This is a genomic window from Cyanobium sp. T1G-Tous, assembly GCF_024345455.1.
In the GTDB taxonomy this organism is placed as follows: domain Bacteria; phylum Cyanobacteriota; class Cyanobacteriia; order PCC-6307; family Cyanobiaceae; genus Cyanobium_A.
Map to the genome: position 1 here is coordinate 1 of NZ_JAGQBD010000018.1, position 24,663 is coordinate 24,663.

Annotated in this window: 23 protein-coding genes; 14 read left to right on the top strand and 9 right to left on the bottom strand. The window is 62.2% G+C overall.

Going from position 1 to position 24,663, the window contains the following annotated elements; all coding sequences use genetic code 11:
- The 3 genes from KBY75_RS10685 to ggt form a co-directional block, all read left to right on the top strand.
- Positions 1-287, top strand: a 287-nt coding sequence (locus tag KBY75_RS10685) for a DUF520 family protein (protein WP_255023879.1), incomplete at its 5' end; no start/stop codon positions are given.
- Between the two features lie 4 nt (positions 288-291).
- Positions 292-4,065 (top strand): hydantoinase B/oxoprolinase family protein, encoded by a 3,774-nt coding sequence (locus KBY75_RS10690; RefSeq protein ID WP_255023880.1) that lies wholly within the window; start codon positions 292-294, stop codon positions 4,063-4,065.
- Entirely contained in the window at positions 4,062-5,864 is a 1,803-nt protein-coding gene (gene ggt / locus KBY75_RS10695; protein WP_255023881.1) for a gamma-glutamyltransferase, read from the top strand. Before KBY75_RS10690 ends, ggt begins: the two co-directional genes overlap by 4 nt.
- Here ggt and KBY75_RS10700 read toward each other — a convergent pair.
- A complete protein-coding gene (locus KBY75_RS10700; protein WP_255023882.1) occupies positions 5,833-6,351 on the bottom strand; it encodes an HdeD family acid-resistance protein in 519 nt (172 codons plus the stop codon). The two genes, ggt and KBY75_RS10700, sit on opposite strands and share 32 nt — an antisense overlap.
- A 155-nt stretch (positions 6,352-6,506) precedes the next feature.
- On the opposite strand from KBY75_RS10700, the gene KBY75_RS10705 reads away from it, so the two are divergent.
- From KBY75_RS10705 to KBY75_RS10740, 8 genes are all read left to right on the top strand, one after another.
- Complete coding sequence (locus tag KBY75_RS10705) at positions 6,507-7,004, top strand: DUF2231 domain-containing protein (RefSeq protein ID WP_255023883.1); 498 nt, start codon at positions 6,507-6,509, stop codon at positions 7,002-7,004.
- Positions 7,004-7,624 carry a DUF2231 domain-containing protein gene (locus KBY75_RS10710; protein ID WP_255023884.1) on the top strand — a complete coding sequence of 207 codons (621 nt, stop codon included), beginning with the start codon at positions 7,004-7,006 and terminating at the stop codon, positions 7,622-7,624. The genes KBY75_RS10705 and KBY75_RS10710 overlap by 1 nt, the downstream gene beginning before the upstream one ends.
- A complete protein-coding gene (locus KBY75_RS10715) occupies positions 7,621-8,568 on the top strand; it encodes a cytochrome c oxidase subunit II (RefSeq protein ID WP_255023885.1) in 948 nt (315 codons plus the stop codon). The genes KBY75_RS10710 and KBY75_RS10715 overlap by 4 nt, the downstream gene beginning before the upstream one ends.
- Before the next feature lie 5 nt (positions 8,569-8,573).
- The gene (locus KBY75_RS10720) at positions 8,574-10,250 is read left to right on the top strand and encodes a cbb3-type cytochrome c oxidase subunit I (RefSeq protein ID WP_255023886.1); all 1,677 of its coding nucleotides are present in this window, start codon (positions 8,574-8,576) and stop codon (positions 10,248-10,250) included.
- Positions 10,247-10,825 (top strand): heme-copper oxidase subunit III, encoded by a 579-nt coding sequence (locus KBY75_RS10725; protein WP_255023887.1) that lies wholly within the window; start codon positions 10,247-10,249, stop codon positions 10,823-10,825. Before KBY75_RS10720 ends, KBY75_RS10725 begins: the two co-directional genes overlap by 4 nt.
- A gap of 10 nt (positions 10,826-10,835) precedes the next feature.
- Entirely contained in the window at positions 10,836-12,353 is a 1,518-nt protein-coding gene (locus KBY75_RS10730) for a GMC oxidoreductase (protein ID WP_255023888.1), read from the top strand.
- Complete coding sequence (locus KBY75_RS10735; RefSeq protein WP_255023889.1) at positions 12,350-15,037, top strand: MGH1-like glycoside hydrolase domain-containing protein; 2,688 nt, start codon at positions 12,350-12,352, stop codon at positions 15,035-15,037. The genes KBY75_RS10730 and KBY75_RS10735 overlap by 4 nt, the downstream gene beginning before the upstream one ends.
- 105 nt (positions 15,038-15,142) lie before the next feature.
- Entirely contained in the window at positions 15,143-16,726 is a 1,584-nt protein-coding gene (locus KBY75_RS10740) for a GMC family oxidoreductase (protein ID WP_255023930.1), read from the top strand.
- Positions 16,727-16,734: 8 nt separating this feature from the next.
- Here KBY75_RS10740 and KBY75_RS10745 read toward each other — a convergent pair whose 3' ends face one another.
- The 7 genes from KBY75_RS10745 to KBY75_RS10775 are packed head-to-tail and all read right to left on the bottom strand — an operon-like array spanning position 16,735 to position 20,769.
- On the bottom strand, positions 16,735-17,232 hold the full coding sequence (locus tag KBY75_RS10745; RefSeq protein WP_254936579.1) for a DoxX family protein: 498 nt from the start codon (positions 17,230-17,232) through the stop codon (positions 16,735-16,737).
- 44 nt (positions 17,233-17,276) lie between these two features.
- On the bottom strand, positions 17,277-18,260 hold the full coding sequence (locus tag KBY75_RS10750; protein ID WP_255023890.1) for a VOC family protein: 984 nt from the start codon (positions 18,258-18,260) through the stop codon (positions 17,277-17,279).
- A gap of 22 nt (positions 18,261-18,282) precedes the next feature.
- Positions 18,283-18,702, bottom strand: coding sequence for a heme-binding protein (locus KBY75_RS10755; RefSeq protein WP_255023891.1), 420 nt, complete (start codon positions 18,700-18,702; stop codon positions 18,283-18,285).
- Positions 18,702-18,959 (bottom strand): Nif11-like leader peptide family RiPP precursor, encoded by a 258-nt coding sequence (locus KBY75_RS10760; protein ID WP_255023892.1) that lies wholly within the window; start codon positions 18,957-18,959, stop codon positions 18,702-18,704. The genes KBY75_RS10755 and KBY75_RS10760 overlap by 1 nt, the downstream gene beginning before the upstream one ends.
- Positions 18,960-18,973: 14 nt before the next feature.
- Entirely contained in the window at positions 18,974-19,891 is a 918-nt protein-coding gene (locus KBY75_RS10765) for an SMP-30/gluconolactonase/LRE family protein (protein WP_255023893.1), read from the bottom strand.
- Positions 19,888-20,343, bottom strand: coding sequence for a cupin domain-containing protein (locus tag KBY75_RS10770; protein ID WP_255023894.1), 456 nt, complete (start codon positions 20,341-20,343; stop codon positions 19,888-19,890). Before KBY75_RS10770 ends, KBY75_RS10765 begins: the two co-directional genes overlap by 4 nt.
- A gap of 24 nt (positions 20,344-20,367) precedes the next feature.
- Positions 20,368-20,769, bottom strand: a complete 402-nt coding sequence (locus KBY75_RS10775; RefSeq protein ID WP_254936573.1) for a Rid family detoxifying hydrolase — start codon at positions 20,767-20,769, stop codon at positions 20,368-20,370.
- Between the two features lie 153 nt (positions 20,770-20,922).
- Between KBY75_RS10775 and KBY75_RS10780 the strand changes: the two genes are divergently transcribed.
- Genes KBY75_RS10780 through KBY75_RS10790 form a run of 3 tightly spaced genes read left to right on the top strand, consistent with a single transcriptional unit; the run spans position 20,923 to position 23,298 of the window.
- Positions 20,923-21,756, top strand: coding sequence for an SDR family NAD(P)-dependent oxidoreductase (locus KBY75_RS10780; RefSeq protein ID WP_254936572.1), 834 nt, complete (start codon positions 20,923-20,925; stop codon positions 21,754-21,756).
- Positions 21,757-21,781: 25 nt separating this feature from the next.
- Positions 21,782-22,495 carry a hypothetical protein gene (locus tag KBY75_RS10785; protein WP_255023895.1) on the top strand — a complete coding sequence of 238 codons (714 nt, stop codon included), beginning with the start codon at positions 21,782-21,784 and terminating at the stop codon, positions 22,493-22,495.
- Positions 22,492-23,298: a potassium channel family protein gene (locus tag KBY75_RS10790; protein ID WP_254936570.1), complete on the top strand. Its 807-nt coding sequence runs from the start codon at positions 22,492-22,494 to the stop codon at positions 23,296-23,298. The genes KBY75_RS10785 and KBY75_RS10790 overlap by 4 nt, the downstream gene beginning before the upstream one ends.
- On the opposite strand, the gene KBY75_RS10795 is transcribed toward KBY75_RS10790, so the two are convergent.
- A complete protein-coding gene (locus tag KBY75_RS10795) occupies positions 23,231-24,601 on the bottom strand; it encodes an NAD(P)/FAD-dependent oxidoreductase (RefSeq protein ID WP_255023896.1) in 1,371 nt (456 codons plus the stop codon). The genes KBY75_RS10790 and KBY75_RS10795 overlap by 68 nt on opposite strands.
- Positions 24,602-24,663 lie beyond the last annotated feature (62 nt).

Here is a 24,663-nt window from a genome sequence, read left to right on the forward strand (position 1 = left end):
AGGCAACCAAGCGCAACCTCTCGCTGAAGATTTTTGACTTTCAGAGCCCCGAGCCCGTGGGGGGCAACCGGGTCAAGCAGGTGGTGAAACTGCGCAAAGGGTTGAGCTCTGAGCTGGCCAAGCAGCTGAGCAAAACCGTGCGCGATGAGCTCAAGAAGGTGACCGTTTCGATCCAGGGCGAAAGCCTGCGGATCACCGGCAAAAACAAGGACGACCTGCAGCAGGCGATCAACCTGCTCAAGGCCCAGGACGTGGAAGTGCCTTTGCAGTTTGAGAACTACCGCTGAGCCAGTGCAGCCGGTCTGTTCCGCCCCTGGCTGGCGGTTCTGGGTTGATCGGGGTGGCACTTTCACAGACGTGGTGGGCTGCAGTCCCGCCGGCGAGCTGGTGGTGCGCAAGGTGCTGTCGGTGCAGCCGGAGTGCCCGGGGGACCCGGCCGTGCGGGCGATCGGGGCCGTGCTGGGCCTGGCGCCCGGCTACCCCCTGCCGCTGGGATTGGTTCGGGAGGTGAGGCTCGGTACCACCGTGGCCACCAATGCCTTGCTGGAGCAGCGCGGCGCCGGGGTGGTGCTGCTGATCAACCGGGGCTTTGCCGACCTGCTCAGCATCGGCGACCTGCACCGCCCCGACCTCTTTGCCCTGGCCATTCAGCGGCCCAACCCCCTGCGGGTGCGGGTGCTGGAGGTGGAGGGGCGCCTGGATGCGCAGGGGTTCGAGCTTGAGGCGCTGCAGTGGGGAGAGGATTTGCAGCAGCAGCTGCTGCAAGCCCAGGCCGACGGCTACAGCAGTTGCGCGGTGGCCCTGCTGCACAGCACCCGCAATCCCAGCCAGGAGCTGCAGTTGGAGCAGTGGCTCGCACCCATGGGCTTCGAGGCCGTGGTGCTCTCCCATCGGCTCAGCAGCCAGCCCCGGCTGGTGCCCCGCGGCCAGACCGCCCTGGTGGAGGCGGCGGTGGCGCCGGTGCTGGGCCGCTACCTGCGCCAGGTGCAGCGGGCCTTGGGGCCAGCAACCCGGCTGCGGGTGATGCGATCCAGTGGGGCTCTGGCAGCGCCTGAGCTGCTGCTGGCCAAAGACACGATCCTCTCGGGGCCGGCCGGAGGCATGGTGGGCGCCGTGGCAGTGGGCAGGAGGGCCCTTGCTGCCGCTGGGCTGCCGCCGCAGCCGATCGTTGGTTTCGACATGGGTGGCACCTCCACCGATGTGTTCCATTTCGATGACCGCTGCCTTTCAAACGCAGGCGGTGATTTGGCCTGGGAGCGCAGCCCTGCCACCGAGATCGCTGGCCTGGAATTGCAAGCTCCGATGTTGCCGATTCACACCGTGGCTGCTGGCGGCGGCTCGGTGCTGCGCTTTGACGGCAGGCGGCTGCAGGTTGGGCCTGTTTCTGCAGGCGCTGATCCCGGTCCGGCGGCTTACCGCCGCGGCGGGCCGCTCACCATCACCGATGCCAACGTGCTGCTCGGCCGTCTGCCGCTTGCCGCCCTGCCAGCGGTGTTTGGCCCCAAGGGCGACCAAGCCGCTGATGGGGAAGCGGTGCGGCGAGGGTTTGCGGAGCTGGCGCTTGAGATGAATGCGGTGGCACCTGGGATCAGTCCGGAGCGGCTGGCGGCAGGGGCCCTGCAGATCGCTATTGAAACGATGGCGGAAGCCCTGCGCCGCATCTCGATCCAACGCGGCCACGACCTGCGCGAGGCCCTGTTGGTGAGCTACGGCGGGGCTGGCGGTCAGCATGCCTGCCGCCTGGCCGAGGTGCTGGCTGTGACGCGGGTGTTGCTCCACCCCTTGGCGGGGGTGCTTTCCGCCTATGGCCTCGGCATGGCCGAGCAGAGGCTGCTGCTGGAGTGCTCGCCGCGGTTGCCGCTGCGCTCCGACAGCCTGCCCCTGCTGCGTCAGCGCTGCGCTGAGCTGGAGCAGCAGGGCCTCGCCGACCTGCGCCGGCTGGGGGATTTGGCCGAGGGGGCCACTGGCCGGATTGGGGTGCAGCTGGAGCTGCGGGCCGCCGGCAGTGAGCGGGGTCTGGAGGTGGCGTGGTTGCCAGACGAGCAAGGGGTGGAAGACCTGCAGCGAGCTTTTAGCGCCGCCCATCTGCAGCGCTTCGGCTATCGCCCGGTGGGCGAAGACTGGATCGTGGAGCGCCTGCTGGTGGAGCTGGCTCCCCCGGTGGTGGTTGGAGGGCAGGCTGTTGCTGAGGGCCCTGGTTGGGATGCAGCCCCGCTTGCTGCCCCAACCACTCCCCTGTGGCTGGGCGAGGCGGCCGGCTGGCGGCCGGTGCCGCTGTGGCAGCGCTCCCAGCTGCAGCCCCAGCAAAGGCTCGAGGGTCCAGCCCTGGTTGTCGATGCGACCAGCACCACCGTGTTGGAGCCTGGCTGGCAAGCCCTGGTGCTATGCGATGGAGCCCTGCTGTTGGAGCGGGCCGGCGCGGCGGCGGCAGGCGGCGGGGTTGACCAGGCTGGTGATCAGACTGTTGAACTTGTGGAGCAGGGTCCCGATCCCACCCTGCTTGAGCTCTACAACCACCGCTTTGCTGCCATCGCCGAGCAGATGGGCGGGCGGCTGCAGCAGAGCGCCCGCTCGGTGAACATCCGCGAGCGGCTCGATTTCTCCTGCGCCCTCTTCGATGCGGCGGGTCAGCTGGTAGCCAATGCCCCCCATATCCCGGTGCACCTTGGTTCGATGGGCGACAGCGTGGTCAGCCTGCTTGCGGCTATCGCCCGGGGCGAGCGTCCCCCATTGGCTTCTGGCGATGTGGTGCTGTCAAACAATCCCTACAACGGCGGTACCCACCTACCAGACATCACCGCCATTACGCCGGTTTTTGTCCCTGGCTTGGGCGACTCCCAGGCTGGGGCCCCTTTGTTTTTTGTGGCCTGCCGCGGCCACCACGCCGATGTGGGCGGCATCACCCCTGGCTCGATGCCGGCCTTCAGTCGCAGCATCGACGATGAGGGCCTGCTACTCGACAACGTGCCCTTTTTGAGCAATGGCAACTTTGATGAGTCGCTGTGGCGGCAGCAATTAGCTGCCGGTAGCCATCCCGTGCGCAACCCCGACCAGTTGCTTGCCGATCTGCAGGCCCAGGCGGCGGCTAACCGGCTGGGTGTTCAGGAGCTGGGGCGCTTGATTGAGCGCCATGGCCTCCCAGAGGTGCGGGCCTACATGGCCCACGGGCAGGCCCACGCTGCCGAGGCGGTGGGCCAGGCGCTGGCGCACCTCAGCGACGGGTCTGCCCGGGTGGAGCTCGACCACGGCGCCTTCATCCAGGTAGCTGTTCGCATCGACGCTGCGGCTCTCCGGGTTCAGGTTGATTTCAGCGGCACCTCGCCCCAGCACAGCGGCAATCTCAACGCCCCCTTAGCCGTAACCAAGGCGGTGGTGCTCTATGTGTTTCGCTGCTTGGTGGGCGAACAGATCCCCCTTAATGCCGGCTGCTTCGAGCCGATCGAGCTGATCGTGCCGCCGGGCTCCCTGCTGCATCCCAAGCCACCGGCGGCGGTGGTTGCCGGCAATGTGGAAATCTCCCAAGCGGCAGCCAACGCTCTGTTTGCGGCGCTGGGAGTGCAAGCCGCCGCCCAGGGCACGATGAACAACCTCAGCTTTGGCAATGGCCAATGCCAGTACTACGAAACGATCGGTGGGGGAAGTGGTGCCGGCATCCGCCCCGGTGGTGCCGGCTTTGACGGGGCGGCCGCTGTGCAGAGCCACATGACCAACTCCCGTATCACCGACCCGGAAATTTTGGAAACGCGCTTTCCGGTGCGGCTGGAGCGCTTTGGGATCCGGGCCGGATCGGGCGGGGAAGGGCAGTTTCGTGGCGGCGATGGGGCGGTGCGGCAGTTGCGTTTTTTGGCCCCGATGACCGTTTCCCTGATCTCCGGTGCGCGGCGGGTGGCTCCCGCGGGGTTGGCCGGCGGGCTGCCGGGCGCCTGCGGCCGCAACACCTGGATTGGGGTTGATGGCACGAGCCGGCAGCTCGACGGCTGCTGCGAGCTGGAGCTCCAGCCAGGTGTTGCCCTGCGCATTGAGACCCCCGGCGGTGGGGGCTACGGCGCCCCCAGCAGGCCATGAGCCCTGTTGTTGTTAATTGGCCTTCGCTAGCGCTGGCGACGCTGCTGGCCGCACCAGCCCAGGCAGAGGTGCTGCAGGAGCGCAGCCAGCGCTTCCACCCCCAGTGGTCCGCCGCCGGCATGGTGGCCAGCCAGGAGCGCTGGGCATCGCTGGCGGGCGCTGAGATCCTGGCCAGCGGCGGCAATGCGGTGGATGCGGCGGTGGCCACGGCCTTTGCCCTGGCGGTCACCCTGCCCCAGGCGGGCAACCTCGGCGGCGGTGGTTTTTTGGTGCTGTGGCTGCCCGGGCCATCACCGGCTGCGGGCCGGGGCTGCCCCACCGCCCCGGAGCTGCGGCTTGGCCGCGGCACGGCGGTGGCCGTGAACTTTCGCGAGACGGCGCCCCTGGCAGCCACCGCTGGGATGTTCCTCGGCCCCGAAGGCGAGGTGGATCGTCAGCGGGCCACCCGCAGCCTGTTGAGTGTGGCCGTGCCTGGCAGCCCCGCCGGTCTTTTGCTCAGCCAGCGCTGCTATGGCCGGCTCTCGCGGGCCGCGGTGATGGCGCCGGCGATCCGCCTGGCCAGCCGCGGTTTTCCTGTGGGCAAGGAACTGGCCGATTCCCTGCGCCAGGCCACACCCCTGCTGCAGTCAGACCCCACCTCCAGCCAGCTGTTTCTTAAGCGCCCCCTGCGACCTGCCCAGCTGTGGCGCCAGCCCTTGCTTGCCGCCAGCCTGCGGCGCATCGCCGACCAGGGCGAGCCGGGATTCTACGAGGGCCCGATCGCTGACGCATTGGTGACCTTGATGCGCCAACGGGGCGGCCTGATTCGCCATGCCGACCTCAAGGGCTACCGGGCCCAGCTGGTGCGCCCCCTGCAGGTGAGATTCCGCAACCATCCGGTGCTCACCATGCCGCCCCCCAGTGGTGGCGGGGTCACCCTGGTGCAGCTGCTCCAGGTGCTCGAGCCCATGCCCCTGGCCGAGCTGGGTCTCAACAGTGCCGCCAGCCTGCACCGGATGGTGGAGGCGATGAACCTCGCCTATCGCGATCGCAACCACTGGCTAGGCGATCCCGACCAGGTGGCGATGCCGTTGGAGCGGTTGCTGAGCGCGGCCCATGCGCAGCGGTTGCGGGCCCAGATCCAGCTTCAGCGCCATCGCCCCGCCAGCGAGCTAGCGGCCCAGGGTTTCCAGCTTGGCGGCACCAACACCACCCACCTTTCAGTGGCCGACCCTCAGGGCGGGCTGGTGGCCCTCACCACCACCCTCAACTTCGCCTACGGCAGTGGCATCAGCGTTCCTGGTGCCGGTTTCCTGCTCAACAACGAGATGGATGACTTCACCGCCAAGCCCGGTGTGGCCAATGCCTACGGCCTGGTGCAGGGCAGCGCTAACGCCATCGCCCCGGGCAAGCGTCCCCTGAGCTCGATGACGCCCACCTTGGTGTTTCGCCCCGATGGCCGGCCCTGGCTGGCTACCGGCAGCCCTGGTGGCAGTCGCATCATCACAACGGTGTTGCAGGTGCTGCTCAACCGCCTGGTGCATGGCTTGAACCTGGCATCAGCCGTGGCCAGCCCCCGCATTCACTCCCAGCTCTGGCCCGATCAGATCAGCGTGGAGCAGGGACTCAGCCCTGACACCGTGGGACTACTGGAGGCGAAAGGCCACCGAGTAGTTGTTACGGCCGCTATGGGATCGGCAAACAGTGTTGAGGTGTTGCCGGAGGGCGGCAGCTTGGGGGTGGCCGATCCCCGCCGCCTCGATGCGGCGGCCATTGGCGAGCTGCCGCTCAACTGGCCGGCTGGCTTGGTGGGGCCGTGAGCAGGTTGATTGCGGAAAACGCCATGCCAATGCCAAACAACATGCCGATCGCCCAGATGCTGTCGGAGGGCCACTCGGCAATCAGCATGCCGCCGAGTACGGCGGTGACGATGCCGTCAATCAGCACCAAGCCGCGAGCCGCTCCCTGGCCGGTGGCCGCGGCGGCTAGCTCCATCACGCCCTGAAAAGCAAGCAGGAAGCCGACAAACAGCGTCAAGCTCACCTCACTGGCAACTGGGAATGCCAGCACCCAGACGCCGCCGCCCAGATAAAGCAGGCCTGAGAACAGGCGGAAGATTTTTCCTTTGATATCGGCTTCGCCAGTGAGACGCAGTATTTGGGACACCCCGGCAATCACCGATACGGCCCCAACGGCGATGGTGAGCAAGGTGGCCGAGACAAATGGCAGCACCACCGACAGCCCGGCAGCAGCAAACAGCAGGGCTGCGGTGACCCAGCGCAGGGCGGGAGAAGCGGGAACTGTCACCGAGATAGAGGCAATTAACTTGCAACTTTAATCGCCGCGCAACAGGAGCTCGCTGTCAGGAAATGCTCATGGATATGTAGTAAAGCATCACAGCTTTCGGCGTTGCCCGATCGCTCTCTCCAGCGTGGAGATCAATCGTGATTGGTATGGGCACCATGCTTGAGCTGCTACCGCCGCTCAACGATCACAACCTCCCTTGGATGGACACCATCCATCCGATCGTTGTGCACTTTGTGATTGCCATGGGGCTGATTACCTTTGTCTTTGATCTCATCGGAGTTGTAACCCGCCGGCCAGCTCTGTTTGAGGTCAGCTTTTGGAATCTCCTATTTGCCACAGCTGCCATCTTTGTGGCAATTATGTTTGGCCAGATTGAGGCTGGGCTGGCCAATCCCTACGGCGCCTCCCGCGAGATCCTCAATCTGCACAGCACAATCGGTTGGTCGTTGGCTGGAGTGTTGTCGCTGATGTCGGGCTGGCGTTATGTAATTCGCAGTAAGGACCCTCAGCAGTTGCCCTTGGCATTTCTGGGCGCCGGTGGGCTGCTCAGTGCCCTGATCGTTTTGCAGGTCACCCTTGGTAATCAGTTGATCTGGGTGTACGGCCTGCACACGGTGCCGGTGGTGCAAGCCATGCGCTCAGGGCTGGTGTGATGGCCGCCTTCATTCCGGCGGGCTCACCGATCGAGCAGTTGGCAGCTGATCTTGGGCCCAACGGGCTTCCCTATGCCCTGCCAATTCATCCAAACCTGGTGCATTTCACGATCGGTCTGTTCGTGATTGCCATCGCCTTCGATATTGCCGGTGCCCTATATCCGGTGGAGAAGCGGGTGTTTCGCTTCCTAGCCCTGCCCGTAACCCGCGGGGGCTTCCACGATGTGGGTTGGTACAACCTGCTGGCCTGCTCCATCGTTACCTTCTTCACGGTGGCCGCGGGCTTCTACGAGATGCTGCTGGCAGTGCCCCTGCCCGGAGTCACCAGCAGCATCGGACTGCAGAGCATGGAGACGATGCTTGTGCATGGCGTCGGTGGGGTTTTGATCCTGCTTGTGATCGTCGCCATGACGGTGTGGCGCGGCTATCAGCGCTTTGTCTGGCGTCGTGACATGGGGCGTCAGGTGCAGTGGCTCTACCTGCTGGTGGGTTTGGGCTTATTTCTTGTGATCGGGCTGCACGGCACCCTCGGCGCCGAGCTTGCAGCTGAATTCGGTGTTCACATCACCGCCGACCAACTTCTTGCCGCTGGCGCTGATCTCACCGAGGCCCTGCCGTGAGTAACTCCTCTGACCGCTCCCGCCCACCAATCAGCAGCGCCGGCTTAGCGGGCTTGCTGGCTTGGATTGGGCTGTTGGTGGCCCTCAGCTGGTGGATGGCCCAGCAGTCCTACAGCTGGTTGCCGGTGCAGGCCTCTACTGCGGCACCACTGGTCGATGGGCTGTTCAGCTTTGAAACGGGCATCGGCACCTTCGTGTTTGGGGCGGTGGTGTCGGTGATGGCTTGGGTGCTGCTTAAGCACCGCGCCGAGAAATACGACGAGAGCGATGCGGAGCCGATTGAGGGAAATACCCGGCTCGAGGTGATCTGGACGGTCATTCCCTTACTGCTGGTGATGGCTATCGCGGTTTACGCCATGCGCGTCAACACCAAACTCGGAGTTCTTGGGCCGATGGAGCACATCCATTTGGCTAATCCGGTGGAAGACCAGGGGGGCTACGCCGCCGATCGCTTGCCGGCCGAGCAGGTGGAGGTGATTGCCCGCCAGTGGTCTTGGGAATTTCGCTATCCAAGCGCCAATGTTTCCACCACCGAGCTGCATCTGCCGGTTGATCAGCCCGTCAGCTTCCGTTTGGTGTCAGACGACGTTATTCATGGCTTTTACATTCCAGCTTTCCGCCTCAAGCAGGACGTAATCCCTGGCCGGGCGATCAACTTCAATCTCACTCCAACGCGGCAGGGGCGCTACCGCCTGCGCGATTCCCAGTTCAGTGGCACCTGGTTTGCCGCCAACCAGGCCGATGTGGTGGTCGAGAGCCCCGAGGCCTACCAGGCTTGGCTGAAGAACGCCGCTAGCCAGCCACTGCAGCCTGGCCTAAGTGATGCAGTAATCGAATACGGCGAGCGCAAGCAGCTGAAGAATCCAGGCTGGGCCACCGTGCCGCCAGCTCCACCGCCCCAGGTGAACGTTCCCGGATCCAACACCCTGCCGCACGACGCCTGAGCCCAATGACCTCCGCTACCTTCCCGCCCAGTCCTCCTGAAAACACCTCCTGGAGCCGTTACTTCGGCTTCAACACCGATGCCAAGGTGATTGGCATTCAGTACATCGTTACGGCCTTTTTCTTCTTTCTGATCGGTGGCCTGCTAGCCATGATCATCCGAGGAGAGCTGATTACACCTCCGGCTGATCTGGTGGATCGCACGGTGTACAACGGCATCTACACGATGCACGGAACAATCATGCTGTTCCTGTTCATCTTTCCGGTGCTGAATGGCCTCAACAACCTGCTGATCCCCACGATGATCGGTGCTCCAGATATGGCCTTTCCGCGGCTAAACGCGGTGGCCTTCTGGCTGGTGCCAATTTTTGGCGCCCTGTTGATCGGCAGCTTTTTCGTTCCTGGTGGGCCGGCCTATTCCGGCTGGTGGTCCTATCCACCGGTGAGCACCCAGAACCCGCTGGGCCACTTTATTAATGGCCAAGGCCTGTGGATCACAGCCGTTGCCCTATCGGGGGTGTCCTCGATCATGGGGGCGATCAATTTCGTGACCACGATTCTGCGGATGCGGGCCCCTGGCATGGGCTTTTTCAGGATGCCGGTGTACTGCTGGACGGCTCTTGCAGCCCAAAGTCTGCAGTTGATCGGCCTGCCGGCCCTTACAGGTGGGGCGGTGATGTTGCTGATGGACCTCAGCTTTGGCACCAGCTTTTATCAACCAGAGGGAGGTGGCGATCCAGTGCTTTATCAGCACTTTTTCTGGTTTTATTCCCACCCGGCCGTGTATGTGATCATTCTGCCGGTGTTTGGCATCTTCTCCGAGCTGTTTCCTGTCTATTCACGTAAGCCACTATTTGGCTACGTCTACGTCTGCCTGGCCTCCTTCATCATCGTGGCACTGGGTTTAGTCGTGTGGGTGCACCACATGTTCCCCAGTGGGGTGGCGCAGTGGATGCGCAACTTCTTTATGTTTTCCACCATGCTGATTGCCGTGCCCACGGGGGTAAAGGTGTTTGCCTGGCTGGGCACCATTTGGCGCGGCAAGCTGCGACTCACCACACCAATGCTTTTTTGCCTGGGTGGCCTGTTCAACTTTGTATTTGCCGGCATCACTGGCATCATGCTGGCCACGGTGCCGGTCGATATTCACGTATCGAACACCTATTTCGTGGTGGGTCATTTCCACTACGTGATCTATGGGGCAGCGGTGATGGGAATCTTTGCCGCTATCTATCACTGGTTTCCCAAATTCATTGGCCGCATGCCTTACGAGGGCCTTGGCAAGGTCCATTTCCTACTCACCTTCATTGGTGCCAACCTCAATTTTCTGCCCATGCACCCTCTCGGTTTGATGGGCATGCCCCGGCGGGTTTCTAGCTACGACCCGGAATTTGCCTTCTGGAATGTGCTGGCCAGCCTGGGCGCCTTCTTGCTGGGAGTGTCGATTATTCCCTTCCTGCTCAATATGGTGAGTGCCTGGGTGCGGGGCCCAAAAGCCCCCCACAACCCCTGGAATGCCATTGGCATGGAGTGGTTGCTGCCATCCCCGCCACCTGAAGACAACTTTGGTGAGCACGTGCCGACAGTGATTGCACGCCCCTACGGTTACGGCACTGGAGAGCCATTGGTTGAGCACCAGGCAGAGATTGAAAATCAGCTCACCCTTCAGGAGGCCAGCGCATGACTGCTACACCTCATTTGAACACTGAGCACCCGAAGCACAACCTCACGGGCTTCGTCATCTTTCTCTGTTCTGAGAGTGTCATCTTTTTGGCATTCTTCAGCGGCTTCGCCCTGCTGAAAACCGCTGCACTCAATTGGCTCCCCCCCGGTGTGGAAGGCCTCGAGTGGCGCACGCCCCTGCTCAACACGGTGGTATTGATTTCTAGTTCGGGCACGATCTGGCTGGCAGAGCGCTGTATGAGTAAGGGGAATCTGATGGGATTTCGGGCTTTCTGGCTACTCACCATGGCCCTTGGCGCCTATTTCCTCTACGGCCAAGCCGTTGAGTGGAGTGGTCTGCAGTTTGGCTTCACTAGTGGTGTATTCGGCGGCACCTTTTATCTGCTTACCGGCTTCCATGGCTTGCATGTGGCCACGGGGGTGTTCCTGATGGGATTGATGCTGGTGAAATCTTTCATTCCCCAGAACTATGCGGGTGGGGAGCAGGGCGTTCAGGCCACATCCCTGTTCTGGCACTTTGTGGATGTGATTTGGATCATCCTCTTCGTTCTCCTTTACGTCTGGCAGCGCAGCTGAGGAACCATTCATGATCATCGACGACAACCATTACGACGTAATTGTCATCGGCAGTGGGGCTGGCGGCGGCACCCTCGCCAATTCGCTTGCCTCATCAGGATTGGCAGTGCTGGTGCTGGAGCGGGGGGAGCAGATGCCCCTCGCTGATCAGAACGTCGCCGATGTGGATTTGTTCCGCAAGGACCGCTATCACCCCAAGGAGCAATGGTTTGGCACCGACGGCGATCCCTTCTCTCCTCAGACGATCTACGCCCTCGGCGGCAATACCAAGATCTGGGGTGGGGTGCTCGAGCGGCTGAGGGAGCAGGAGTTTGCTGGCCTTCATTTACAGGGGGGGCAGGCTCCAGCCTGGGGGCTTAGCTACGCAGATTTCGAACCCTGGTACGACCAAGCTGAGGCCCTCTATCGGGTGCATGGTCAGCGGGGTGTGGATCCCACCGAACCGCGAGCGGCCGCCGACTACGGCATGGCCCCCAAGCCCGTTGAGCCGTTCTTTGAGGAGTTGCGGCTGGCCTTGGTTCGCCAGGGGCTGAATCCCTATTCCCTGCCGCTGAGCTGGTCCCAGTCCAGTGCCGATCCCAGTGGTGACGCGGAGTTGTTTGGGGTGGATCCGGCCCGGGCCTCCGCCACGGTGGTGGTGCGCACCGGAGCTGAGGTGCAACGCCTGCACGTCAACCCCAGCGGAACGGAGGTTCGGGGTGTGGAAGCGCGGCTGGATGGTCAGAGCTGGCTGTTTTTTGGTCATAAGGTGGTGCTAGCCGCCGGCGCCATCAACAGCGCCGCGATCCTGCTGCGTTCAGCGACCGACCGGCATCCGCGTGGCTTAGCAAACGGCTCCGACCAAGTGGGCCGCAACCTGATGAAGCTGCAGCTCACTTCGATTCTGCAGTTGGCCACTGAGGCCAACAGTGGCCGCTATGGGCGTAGTTACGGCATTAACGACTACCTCTGGGGCGACAAGAATGTCTCCTTCCCCCTTGGTTCGATTCAGAACGGTGGCGGTGTTTTGCAGGATGCCCTGTTTGCCGAGTCGCCGCCGGTACTGTCCCTGGTGACCAAGCTGCTGCCCAACTTCGGCCTCGAGCAGCTTGCCTCCCGTTCGATCAGCTGGTGGGCGATGAGTCCTGTGCTGCCCGACCCCCACAACCGCATCAGCCTGCGGGGTGATCGCATTCAGGTCACCTATCAGGCCAACAACCGCGAGGCCCATGATCGCCTCGTGTATCGCTGGATCGACACCCTTAAGGCGGTGGAGGCTGATCCGGATTGCCATGTGGTGAGGGAAGCCCCCACCCATCCCCGCGGTGAGGCGCCCCTATCGGCCATGGGCTACAGCTGCGGCACCTGCCGCATGGGAGTCAATCCGGCCACGTCGGTGGTGGATCTCGATGGCCGTAGCCATGAGGTGGCCAATCTCACCATCGTTGATGCCAGTACTTTCCCGGCCTGCCCGGCCATGGGCTTTGGTCTCACCGTGATCGCCAATGCCCTGCGCATTGCCGATGGTTTGGGGGCAGCACTGCGATGACCACCACTCCCGCTTTGACCAGCGACCCAGAAGTCGAGCGGATCAGCGAGCGCGATAAGGGTATGCAGCCCTGGAGCCTCTGGGGCAGCTACCTCCCCGATCGTCAATGGGGCACCGTCCGCGAGGATTATTCCGGCGATGGCGATGCCTGGCGCTCCTTTCCTCACGATCAGGCCAGGTCCCGCGTCTATCGCTGGGGCGAAGACGGTTTATTGGGGATCTGCGACGAAGAGTGCCGGCTCTGCTTCTCCCTGGCGATGTGGAATGGTGTGGATCCGGTCCTCAAGGAGCGGCCATTCGGCCTGGGTAATCCTGAAGGCAACCACGGTGAAGATCTCAAGGATTACTACTTCCACCTCGCCAACACCCCCACCCATAGCTTCATGCGGGGGCTCTACAAGTATCCGCAGGCTGAATTTCCATATCAGCACCTGGTGGATGAGAACGGGCGGCGCAGCCGCAGCGAGCCCGAATACGAGCTGGTCGATACGGGCATCTTTAATGACAGCCGCTACTTCGATGTTGTTGTTGAATACGCCAAGGCTGCAGCTACTGATCTGCTGATCCGCATTCGGGTCACCAACCGTGGGCCGGATCCAGCACCGCTTGCCCTATTACCCACTCTGTGGATGCGCAATACCTGGGGTTGGGGCTATCCCGATGAGTATCGGCAACCGATGACTCTTGAGGATGATCGTGTTGTCACCTCCGACTTGGCCAACCTCGGTGTCTATGAGCTGCTCTGCCGCGAGCAGGGCGAGTGGTTGTTTACCGATAATGAAACCAACCACCAGCATCTTTACGGCCAGCCTAATTCCACTCAATTTCAGAAGGATGGATTTCACCGTTATCTGATAGACGGGGAGATAGGCGCTATCAATCCTGCCCATACCGGCACTAAGGCAGCACGGCTGGTGCAGCGCACCCTCGCCCCGGATGAGGAGTGGTGCGTTGAGCTTCGCCTGCGGCAGAGGCTGCAGGCTGATACTTTGCTCTCGCAGGAGCCTGAATTTGGCGACTCATTTGATGCGCTCTTTAGCGCTCGAGAACAGGAGTGCCATCGCTTCTTTGAGGCTGTCCTGCCCGGGATCAATGGGGAGGATCGCCTGATCCACACCTCGGCTTTGGCCGGTTTGCTTTGGTGCAAGAAGTATTACGGCTGGAGTGTGTTGCGCTGGCTTGAGGGGGACCCTACCCAGCCAGCACCACCAGCAAACCGCTGGCATACCGAGACGGCCCAGTGGCAGCGGCTGCACGCCCACAACATCATCTCGATGCCGGATGCCTGGGAGTACCCCTATTTTTGCCAGTGGGACTTGATGTTCCATGCGGTTGCGTTTGCCATCGTGGATCCGGAGATGGCCAAGCAGCAGGCCATGTTGCTGCGCAGCCCCCACTTCACTGCCCCTAGTGCCCAGACCCCTGCCTACGAATGGGCTCTATCTGATCCCAATCCGCCGATCGGTGCCTGGGCTGCCATGCGCATCTATCAGATCGATCACAAATACAGCGGCAAGGCAGATCAGCCTTTCCTAAGGTCTGCCCTGCGCAAACTTCTACTCGAATACGGCTGGTGGGCTAACCGCAACGATCGCTCCGGCGACAATGTGTTTGAGGGTGGTTTCCTTGGTCTAGACAATATTGCGGTATTTGATCGCCGCTTTCCTCTCGAAGATGGCAGCCGCATCGAGCAGTGTGATGGCACGGCCTGGATGGCATCGCTGAGCCTCAACCTGCTGAACATTTCAGTGGAACTGAGCTGTGAGGAGCCAGAGTATGCCGATACCTGTGAGCGCTTTGTTTATGATTTTACCCAGCTTGCCCTCACCTTGAATGCACCATCAGATCGGGGATTCCTTAATTGGGACGACGACGACGGCTTCTATTACGACGTGATCAAGCGGCCTGATGGCACTACCGATTTCCTGCGCACTCGATCCCTTTCGGGCCTAGTTCCCCTGCTAGCGGTGGCCAGTTTTGATCGTGAAACAGTCGAGCGCCTCCCAGTGCTTGATGTGCTCAATAGTATGGCTTGGTTTGTGCACGAGCGCACCACACCTACCTGGCTAGAGCATCACCTTGGCCAGTGGCACAATGATCGTATTCTGTATACTCTGGTGCCTGAAGATCGGTTGCGTCGGATCTGTGAGCGGCTGTTCGACGAAGAGGAGTTTCTCTCGCCTTATGGCATTCGTTCTCTCTCTAAGGTCTATGGCGATCATCCTTATACCTTCACTGAGGGTGCTGACAGTCAGACCCTGGCCTACAGCCCCGCCGATAGCCCGGTGGCGATGTTCGGGGGTAACTCCAACTGGCGGGGCCCGGTGTGGATGCCGATTAATTTCTTGCTAATTGAGTCGCTGCAGAAGTTTGCCCATTACTACGGCGATAGCTTCAAGGTCGAGTTTCCCTCCCGCTCGGGCAACTGGTTAAATCTCTGGGAGGTGTCCCTGCAGCTTGAGAAGCGGCTAGTTGGGATCTTTAGGCGGGATGGATCTGGACGCCGTGCCTTCAATGGTGATGTAGAGCTTTTCCAGAGCGACCCCCACTGGCGCGATTTGCTCCTGTTCAACGAATATTTTCATGGCGATAATGGCCGAGGTGTTGGCGCATCGCACCAGACCGGCTGGAGCGCCATGGTCGCCAAAATGATCAACCAACTGAATCGTTATCCCTCTGGTTAATGCAAGGGACTGCCTGCTTCTTTTCTCGACTGCTCACTCTATTCAGCCATGGCCCATCCTTCTAATCGCACCGAGCTTCCTGGTCCTTCCCTGGCAATTTCGCCCATGCCCGCTGCTGCCCAGCTAAATGTGGCAGATGGGGCTCACTTCGATGTGGTGATTATCGGTAGTGGCGCCGGTGGTGGCACCCTGGCGCGTCACCTGGGTTCCAGTGGTTTGAACATTCTGGTGCTGGAGAGAGGCGACTGGCTGCCTCAGGAACCGCAGAACTGGGATGCCGCGGAAGTGTTCCAGAAGGGGCGTTACATCTCCAAAGACATCTGGCACGATAAGCACGGCAAACCTTTTCAGCCTGGTAGCCACTACTTCGTTGGTGGGGCAACGAAGATGTATGGAGCAGCTCACTTTCGCCTGCGCCAGCAGGATTTTGAGCAGCTGCAGCACTTTGATGGCATCTCGCCAGCCTGGCCCCTGCGCTACAGCGATTTCGAGCCCTACTACCAGAGGGCAGAAGAGCTATTTCATGTGCACGGTCAGCGAGGGGAAGACCCTACCGAGCCGCCTTGCAGTGGCCCCTATCCCCATCCACCGGTGGCCCATGAGCCGCGAATTCAGAAGCTAGTAGATGATTTGCGATTGGCCGGATTGCATCCCTTCCATGCCCCTACCGGGGTGATGCTGGATGAGGCCAACATGGCCTTTAGCCGTTGCCGCAGGTGCAATTGCTGCGATGGCTTTCCTTGTCTGGTGCATGCCAAATCCGATGCGGACGTGCTCGGCATGCGGCCGGCCCTGGCTGCTCCGAATGTGTCGCTGCTGACTAGAGCCCACGTTCTGCAGTTGCTTACGGATGCTTCCGGGCGGACTGTGCAAGCGGTGAAGTTGGAGCGCGATGGTGAGCCCATGACCGTGCGCGGTGATGTGGTGGTGGTGAGCTGTGGGGCTGCAAACAGCGCCAGGTTGCTGTTGATGTCTGCCAATGACAAGCACCCGCGTGGGCTGGCCAACAGCTCCGATCAGGTGGGCCGCAACTACATGTTCCACAACAGCAAGGCGATGGTGGCCCTGGCTCACGAGCCCAACACCACCGTGTTCCAGAAGACGCTTTCGATCAACGATTGGTATCTGGGGGATGCCGATTTTGATTATCCGATGGGCAACATCCAGATGACGGGTAAGACCAACGGCACGATCATGAAGGGCTATGCGCCGCTCGAAACCTTCTTGATGCCCGGTTGGTCTATGGACAAAATCGCTGAGCACGCGATTGATTTCTGGATCTCTTCAGAAGATCTGCCTGACCCCAGCAACCGGGTGACCATCGATGGCGAGGGCCAGATTCATCTGGACTACACGCCCAACAACCCAACCGCCGCCCAGCGGCTCTACGGCCGGCTCACCGGGATGCTGGACCAGCTCTATCTCAAGAAGCATTTGGTGGAGCGCCAGATTTATGTCAAGAACGCGATGGGTATTGCCGCCGTGGCGCACCAGGCCGGCACCTGTCGCTTCGGCGACGATTCCGCCACCTCGGTGCTCGACCTCAACTGTAAGGCCCACGACCTCGACAACCTTTACGTAGTCGATACCAGCTTCATGCCGACTATCGGCGCGGTGAATCCTTCCCTTACGGCAATCGCCAATGCCCTGCGGGTTGGCGATCATCTGCGGGAGCGTCTGGGTAAGTGAACCCAGGCTCAACTGAGCAGCGTTTTGAGTAGATCGGCGATCAGCAGGTTGTCGAGGGAGAACAGGCCGCCTCCGCAGCTGGCCAGCACCGCACACATCACCACATACATGGCGGCCTTCTCCCAGCTGGGGGGGTCCCCCACGCCCATGGGGCCGGCGTAATCACCGGGCGGAATCTGGTAGGGATCGGGGCCGATGAAGGGAAAGCCCGCCTTCAGCTCCACAACCACCGCGTAGGCCATCGACACCAGGATCGCCAGGGCCGCCAGGGGGGTGAGCAGCCCCGGGATCAGAGCGATACCGGCGCCCCACATCGAGAAGGCCGACAGAAAGCAGAGCCATTCGGGCGTTTGCATCGCCGTGGCCCAGGTTTTGAGATTGCGCAGCTTGGGCCAGCCGTGGCGGATGAAGCAGATCCCCAGGAACACCCGCATCACCAGGAGGGATGCCTGGGCCAGGGTGGAGGGTGCCGCCGGCACGAGCAGCTCCACCACGGTGATGTCCATCTGGTCTGGGCTGTATTTGGTGCGCTCAAGGTACCCGTATCTGTTTAATCCTGCACCAGTTGCAGTTGGTAGCCATCGGGGTCGGCCAGTTGCAGCGCCCGCTCACTGCCCACTAGAGGCGCCTGGACACCCAGCTCGATCACGCCGCCATGGAGCGGTTGGCCGCCGTAGGTCTGTGCGGCTGTGGCGATGCGATCCAGATCGGCAACCCGCAGCCGGATTTGCCAGTGGGCCAGATCCTGGGCCCCCTGATCCGCGGGCCTTGCTCTGCCGCTGTTGGGGGGCTGGTAGTTGAGGCATTCCACGCCGGCGCCTGAAGGGCAGCGGTGGCCGGTGATGCGCACCCGGGTGTCTTGGAGGCCATCGAGCCCATCCTGGGTGGGACCGCTGTTGACCCCATCGCCCCCCAGCTTCAGGCCCAGCAGCCCGTCGTAGAAGTGGCAGCTGCGCGCCGTATCGGCCACAGAGATGGCGCTGTGGTCGACCCCCAGGAAGGGGGCGCTGGCTGACGCGGCTGCATGCCAGTGGGCCTCTCCCTTATCGGGGGGAAACTGCAGCAGCTCCAGGTTGTGGCCCTCCGGATCGCGGAACTTAAAGGCCTGGATGCCGGCGGCGGCGCTGTTCCATGCCGGCAGGGTCTGGGGGGCGGTGGACACCCCCACAAGGGAGCCGTTAGCAATCGCCTGGCGCGCCGGAGCGCTGGCGGCGTTCAGATCGTTCACCACGATGCAGATGTGTTGAAACCAGATGTCGCAGCTGCGGGAATCGGCCGGGATCGGACGCCCAGGCCGCAGGCCCTCGCCCAGGCTCAGCACCTCGGTGAGCTCCAGGGTTTCGTCGCCTAGGTGCAGTCGCACCAGCTTCAGCCGGGAGCCGGGCAGGCCCACCAATTGGGCGTAGGGTCCGGCTTCCACCAGCAGGCTTTCGCCCCGCCTGAAGCCCAGAGTGGTTTCGAAGAAATCGGCAGTCTTTTCAGCGTTGGCTGTGGTGAAGCCGATACTGCTGATTTGGGGAGCTTGGTGTGCCATGGGGCGCAGGAGCTGTAGATCGTTAGGAGCCCAGGCCCTTGACACCAGCGGTGGCGATGCTGCTGTCTATCTCGGGCGTCATGCCAGACACGCCGATCGCCCCCAGGCAGCTGTCCTCCTGCAGCAGCGGCAGGCCACCGGCCATGGCGGCCGCTGGTTGTCCAAATAGCCCTGCCAGTTGCAGCAGCGCCGGCCGCTCTCCGTTGATGCTGGCCTCCAGGGCCGCGGTGGGCTTGCCGTTGAGGGCCGCCATGCGGGCCTTGGCGATGGCAGCCTCGGCGCTGGCTGGGCTGGATCCATCGCGGCGCTCGAGCAACAGCAGGTGGCCGCCAGCGTCGACGACGGCGATCGACACGCGCGCCTGGTGCTGGTCGGCCGCTAGGTGGCTGGCCGCCGCAATCGAGCGGCAGTCGGCAAGCTCTAGGTGGGGTTGGTGGCGCATCAGCTCCAGATGATTTTCGCTAGCCAAAGGTGTCCTTGGAGTTCAACGCCGGCAGCGGCGGCCTCCAGGTCGGCGTCCGAGAGTTTCAGGGTGGCTTCGGCCTGGTGCTGGACCAGCTCCACGCCGCTGAAGCTGTAGCCCATGGTCGCCCCCAGCTCAGCGATGGCGTTGAGGTTGGGGCAAGAGCTGAAGCGATCGAGCAGGGCTGGATCCCCCTTGACGGTTTTCAGAAAGGCTTCGAGTTGGTCGCGGGCCATGGTGGAGACGGCAATCAGGGCGCCTGGGCGCCGCGGGTGTTGGTGAACAGGGCGTAGATCGCCTTGGAGGCACAGAGAAATAGGCGGCTGTGGTGCCGATCGCCGAAGCAGAGGTTGGAAACTCGCTGGGGCACCAACACCTTGCCCAGTAGGGTGCCATCGGCGGCGACGCAGTGCACGCCATCGGCGGCACCGCACCAGAGGTTGCCCTGCTCGTCGACCCGGAAGCCGTCGGCCCAGCCTGGAGTGACCTTGTGGAAGATCTCCCCACCTGAGAGGCTGTGGCCGTCGGCAGCCATGTCGAACACCCGGATGTATTGGCGGGGGTCCGCTACACCAGGGGCGCCCGATTCAGCCACGTAAAGCTTGCGCTCATCCGGCGAGAAGGCCAGGCCGTTGGGACCGTCGAAGTCGCTGGCCATTGTCTCCACCGCCCCGGTTTTTGGGTCGAGACGGTAGAGCGCCACGGGTTGCTCAGACTGCTGCCGGCCGCCCTCGTAGTCGTTTAGCAGCCCGTAGAGGGGATCGCTGAACCAGATCGAACCGTCGCTCTTCACCACAACGTCGTTGGGGGCGTTGAGACGCTTGCCATGGGCCTCGGTGGCCAGGGTGGTGACCGTGCCATCGGGCTCGAGGCGGGTGAGGCAGCGGCTGGCGTGGTGGCAGGTGATCAGGCGCCCCTGGCGATCACGGGTTTGGCCGTTGCCGTAATCGGAGGGTTCACGGAACACGCTCACCCCGTGCTCGGGACTCCAGCGCATCGTGCGGTTGTTGGGGATGTCGTTGAACAGCAGGCAGTTGTGGTCGCCAAACCACACCGGACCTTCCACCCAGCGGAATCCCTCGGCCAGTAATTCCAGCTCGGCATTGAACAACACCAGCTCGTCAAAGCGACGGTCGAAGCTGACCGTGCACTCGGAGGGCTGGTTCACGAGAAGAACCCCGGCCGCACGCCGCGCCAGAGTTCGTCGTTGCGCTGGATGATCAGCTGCAGGCAGGGCTCTGCTCCTACCTGGGCAGAGAGATGGCCCTTGGCTCCTGAAGCAGTTGCTAGGCACTGCTGATCGCCGCCAAAGGAAAACTCACCAGGGCCGAAGATCTGTTTCTGGCCATCCATGCTCTCCACCGACCAGCTGCCGCGCAGCACGTAGATCCATTTGGGAATGTGGTTTTCGTGCCAGTCCGCTGTCCAACCCACCGGCAGTTGGGTAAGGAAGGAATTTCCATCCTTGAATAGGTCCAGATTCCACTGGGGGGAGTCGTTTGGACCCAACACTCCCAGGGTCCAGGGGGCCATGCTGCAGAGCGTCTGGCGGCTAACTCCCCCGTCGTCGGTCCAGAGGTGCCAATAAGGGAGGACGGTGGGGCTATTGGTGTCAGTCATGGCTTTTGCTCCCACGGTGGTGGCTCAATCTTTAATCGCGATAGCGGAGATCTCCAGCTGGATGCCAAGCACCAAGGCGGAGACTTCCACCACCGCGCGCGACGGGTAGGACTGGGGATCAGTGAAGTATTCCTGCCACACGGCATCGACAGTATCGAGGCTGTTGATGTCGGTGAGATAGACCACGGCGCTCACCACATCTTTGGCGCTGAACCCCGCCTCCTCCAACACTGCCATCATGTTTTCCATCACCTGCCTGGCCTCCAGGGTGATGTCGCCATCTCCGACCTTCTCGCTAGTGGTCGGATCCACCGGCAGCTGACCGGTGATGAACAACATGTTCCCAGCCTGGAAGCCCTGGCTGTAGGAGGCCACGGGGGTGGGGAATCGATCGCTGTGAATCGCCCGTCTCACCAGCTGGGGCATGGCCAATGGTTGAAATTTTCCTCAACCTAATGATGTTGGCGCCCTTGTCATCCCCCAGCCCAGCCAATACCAGTGGGCACGGGGTGTTGCAGATCGCAGCGAGATTGGCCCCATCTGCTTACCCTGCTCCCAGTTGGCTTTCTTCCCGTCCCCATGACCACAAGTTCCCCATCCGTTTCAGCGCCCAGCACCAATCCCCTCGCCGGAAAAGCCCTGTCCAGCTTTCTGCAGGGCAAGGTGGCAATTGTTACTGGTGGTAACAGTGGTATCGGTAAGGCGATTGTTGAAAACTTGGCTGAACTTGGAGCCAAGGTGGTGATCGACTATCGCTCTCACCCTGAGGCTACCGAAGAGCTGGAGCGGGAGATCGGTAGCTATGGCGGCAGCAGCTACGGTGTTCATGCCGATGTTTCGAATCTCGATGATCTGCAGCGTCTGGTGCAGGCTGCTGTGGACAAATATGGTCGCCTCGATGTGATGGTGAACAATGCAGGTGTTGAGACTCGTACCTCAATCCTCAACACTACCCCCGATGATTTTGACAAGGTGTTGGATGTAAATTTGCGGGGTGTATTCTTTGCCTGTCAGTATGCCGCTAAACAGATGATCGCCCAGGGTGGCGGTGGCCGGATCATCAACATCTCCTCGGTGCATGAGGACTGGCCGATGCCTGAGAACACTCCCTACTGCTGCGCCAAGGGAGGGGTGCGCATGCTCACCCGCACCGCTGGACTGGAGCTGGCCTCCCATGGCATCACGATGGTGAATGTGGGCCCAGGCGCCGTGGCTACACCGATCAACGACTCCACCATGAACAACCCGGAGTTGCTGGCCAAGCTCAACGCCGCCATTCCCCTGGGCCGCATGGCCCAGCCCGAGGAGATTGCCAGGGTGGTGGGCTTCCTGGCCAGCGATGCCGCTAGCTACATCACGGCCACAACTATTTTTGCTGACGGCGGCATCATGCAGAGCAGCCCCGGGCTCTAGGCACTTCGGGGCTGCGAGTGCTGCCATGCGCATCACCTCGGAGGAGATCATTCGTCTGCGCGGGCGCCACCGCGGTTATTGGCTGACATTGGCCACTGAAGTGGCCCTGCTGTTGCTGCTGCCGGTGGCCCAGACCCAGATCTGGCTGTTGGCGGTTCTGCTGATCCTGCTGGCGTTGGTGTTGATGTTGTTCGTCAGCCGCTATTCGCCCCTCCGCAAAACTCGCCCGCTGATTTATGGCCTGGGCGGGTTGGCGATCGCTCTTGAATTGATCTGGCACATGGCACTCAGCCTCTGGCCAGCGGTGGGGCGGGCGCTCACCATTCCCCATGTGATCGTCTGGCTGGTCTTTCTGTCGCTTGCTGTGCTCCGCAAGGTGAAGACCCTTACCCGGGAGCCCTTTGTAACCGTCTCGGTGGTGATGGGTGCCGCTTCTGGCTACCTGCTGGTTGGTATGGCAGGTGGGTTGCTGCTCACCGCCCTCTGGGTGCTCGATCCCTCCGCCTTCGACCTGACTTCCCTGCCGGCAGTGGGATCCACGGCGGTGCTGCCCAATGTGTCGGTGGCCCCTGCGCTGATGGCCGCCTCCTTCACCATGCTCACCACCATCGGCACCACGGTGCTCAAAACCAGCCATGTGGGCGGCCAGGTGGTGACCACGGTGATCACCGTGGTGGGCCAGCTCTATGTGGCCATTCTGATCGCCTTGATTCTTGGCCGTTTTCGCTGGCGCACATGATCAATCGACATCTGCTTTTTTATCGACACCGCTTCTACCGGCACCTCTTTTTGGTTGCTACTGGTGTGGTCGCCTCCATGGCGGTGCCGTTCCCGATTCATCGGATCGGGGCCCTCGGTACGGTCGCTTTGATGGTTCTGCTGTCGGTTGAGCTTGGCGGGCCAATTGGTGCCCATCAGAGCCGAAGCCGCTGGTTTGACAGCGTCTACCGCAGGCTTGGCGTGCTGACCCTGCTGTTCCAGCTGCTCTGGATGAGCAGTCCCCGCGATTTCGCCTTTATGGGGTTTGCCGTTCTCCTGGCCACAACGGCCTTTATTTTTTGGAGCCTGAAGCGACTCCTGATCTGCCTGGCTCAGGAAACCCAGATCCGCATGGCCGTGCTCGGCGGAGCGGTGGCTGGGTATCTACTACTGGGAATCAGCGGTGGTTTGCTGTTCGGAGCCCTGGAGACCCTGGCTCCCGGCAGCTTCATCAACCAGGCCGATGGAGGACGGGAACTGCTGCTGGCTGGCATGGGAACTGATTCAGTGGCACTGCGGATCTGGGACCTTGATTTCACCCGTATCCACTACTTCGCCTTCGTCAGTCTCACCACCGTGGGCTACGGCGACATAATCCCCGCCCTGCCACCTTCCCAGATGGCCAGTGTGGCCTTGAGCATCTCTGGGCCGCTGTATCTAGCCATCGTGATGGGCTTGCTGATCAGTCGTTACACCCTGCAGGCAGAGCAGCAGGTCAAGGAGCGCTCAGCGGCTTCTCCAGGCCCACCTCCACATTCAGGTGCTGATTTGGGCGACCGGTGATCAGCATCGAGGCCCGCTGGCGAGTGGCAATCGCCCACAACCACTTGATGAGCAGCGTCAGCCGATTTTCATTGGCGGGCATGAACATCAAGTGGGCAAGGCCCCAGAGGATCCAGCCCGGCAGGCCGCTTACCTTGAGGCCGCGCAGGTCGGCGACTGCGTGCAGCGGACCAAGCACCGCCATGGTGCCGAAATCGGTAAACTGGAAGGCTTTGTGGGCGCGGCCTTCAATTTTGGCCACTATGTCGGCCGCCACCCAGCCGCCCATTTGCACTGCGGGCCCGGCCATGCCCGCCAGGGCTTTGCCATCGCTGGTGTGGCTGTAGGAGCAGAGGTCGCCGATGACGCGGATCTCTGGATGGCCTGGAATCGAGAAGTCGGGCTCCACCACCACCCGTCCGCCCCGGTCGACGCTGCAACCGCTGGCATCGGCCAGCACCTGGCCCAGATGGGAGGCCTTCACGCCGGCGGTCCAGCAGATGGTGGCGGCTTCCAGGGTGCGGGTACCTTCGCTGGTGTTAACAACCACTTTCTCCGCTTCAATTGTCTGAACCCGTCCACCTAGCAGTAGCTCTACCCCTGCGGACTGGAGATAGCTGCCGGCGGCGGCCGAGAGGCTGGGGTCCATGGCTCGCAGCACTCGATCGCCAGGATCGACCAGGGTCACCTTGCATTGCTTTGGATCGAGTTGTTTGAAGTCGCGGCCGAGGGCATGGGCCATCAGCTCCATCAGGGAGCCGGAGAGTTCGCAGCCCGAGGGGCCGCCCCCCACCACCACCGCTGACTGCAGAAAGGCCCGCCGCGCCGGATCGGGGGTCTGTTCTGCTTCTTCCAGGGCCAGCAGCACGCGCCGGCGGATCTCATCGGCGTGCTCGAGAATCTTCATCGGTGGCGCCGCTTCGCGCCATTCGTCGTGGCCGAAGTAACTGCTGCCGGAGCCCGCCGCCAGGATTAGGTGGTCATAGCCGTAGCGGCGCTCGTTAAACACGATCTGCCGAGCCGCGGTGTCAATTTCCCCCACTTCACCCAGCAGCACCTGCACATTGGGGGCCTGCCCCACCAGCTGACGCAGCGGTGAGGCCACATCGCCCTCCGCAACCAGCCCTGTCGCTACCTGATAAAGCAGGGGTTGGAACAGGCTGAAGTTGCGTTTATCGATCAGGGTGACGCGCACCGGCTTGCCAATCAGGGCATGGCAGGCCTTGAGTCCGGCGAAGCCCCCGCCAACCACCACCACGTGGGGCAGGCTTTTGAGACTGCTATCTGGTGGATCTAGCTCAAGGAAGAAGCGTTCGCGGGCCATTGCTGCCTTAACACTCGCCTCAACGTATCGAGCCCGCCATGGTTTGGCCTGCTAGTAGTGGC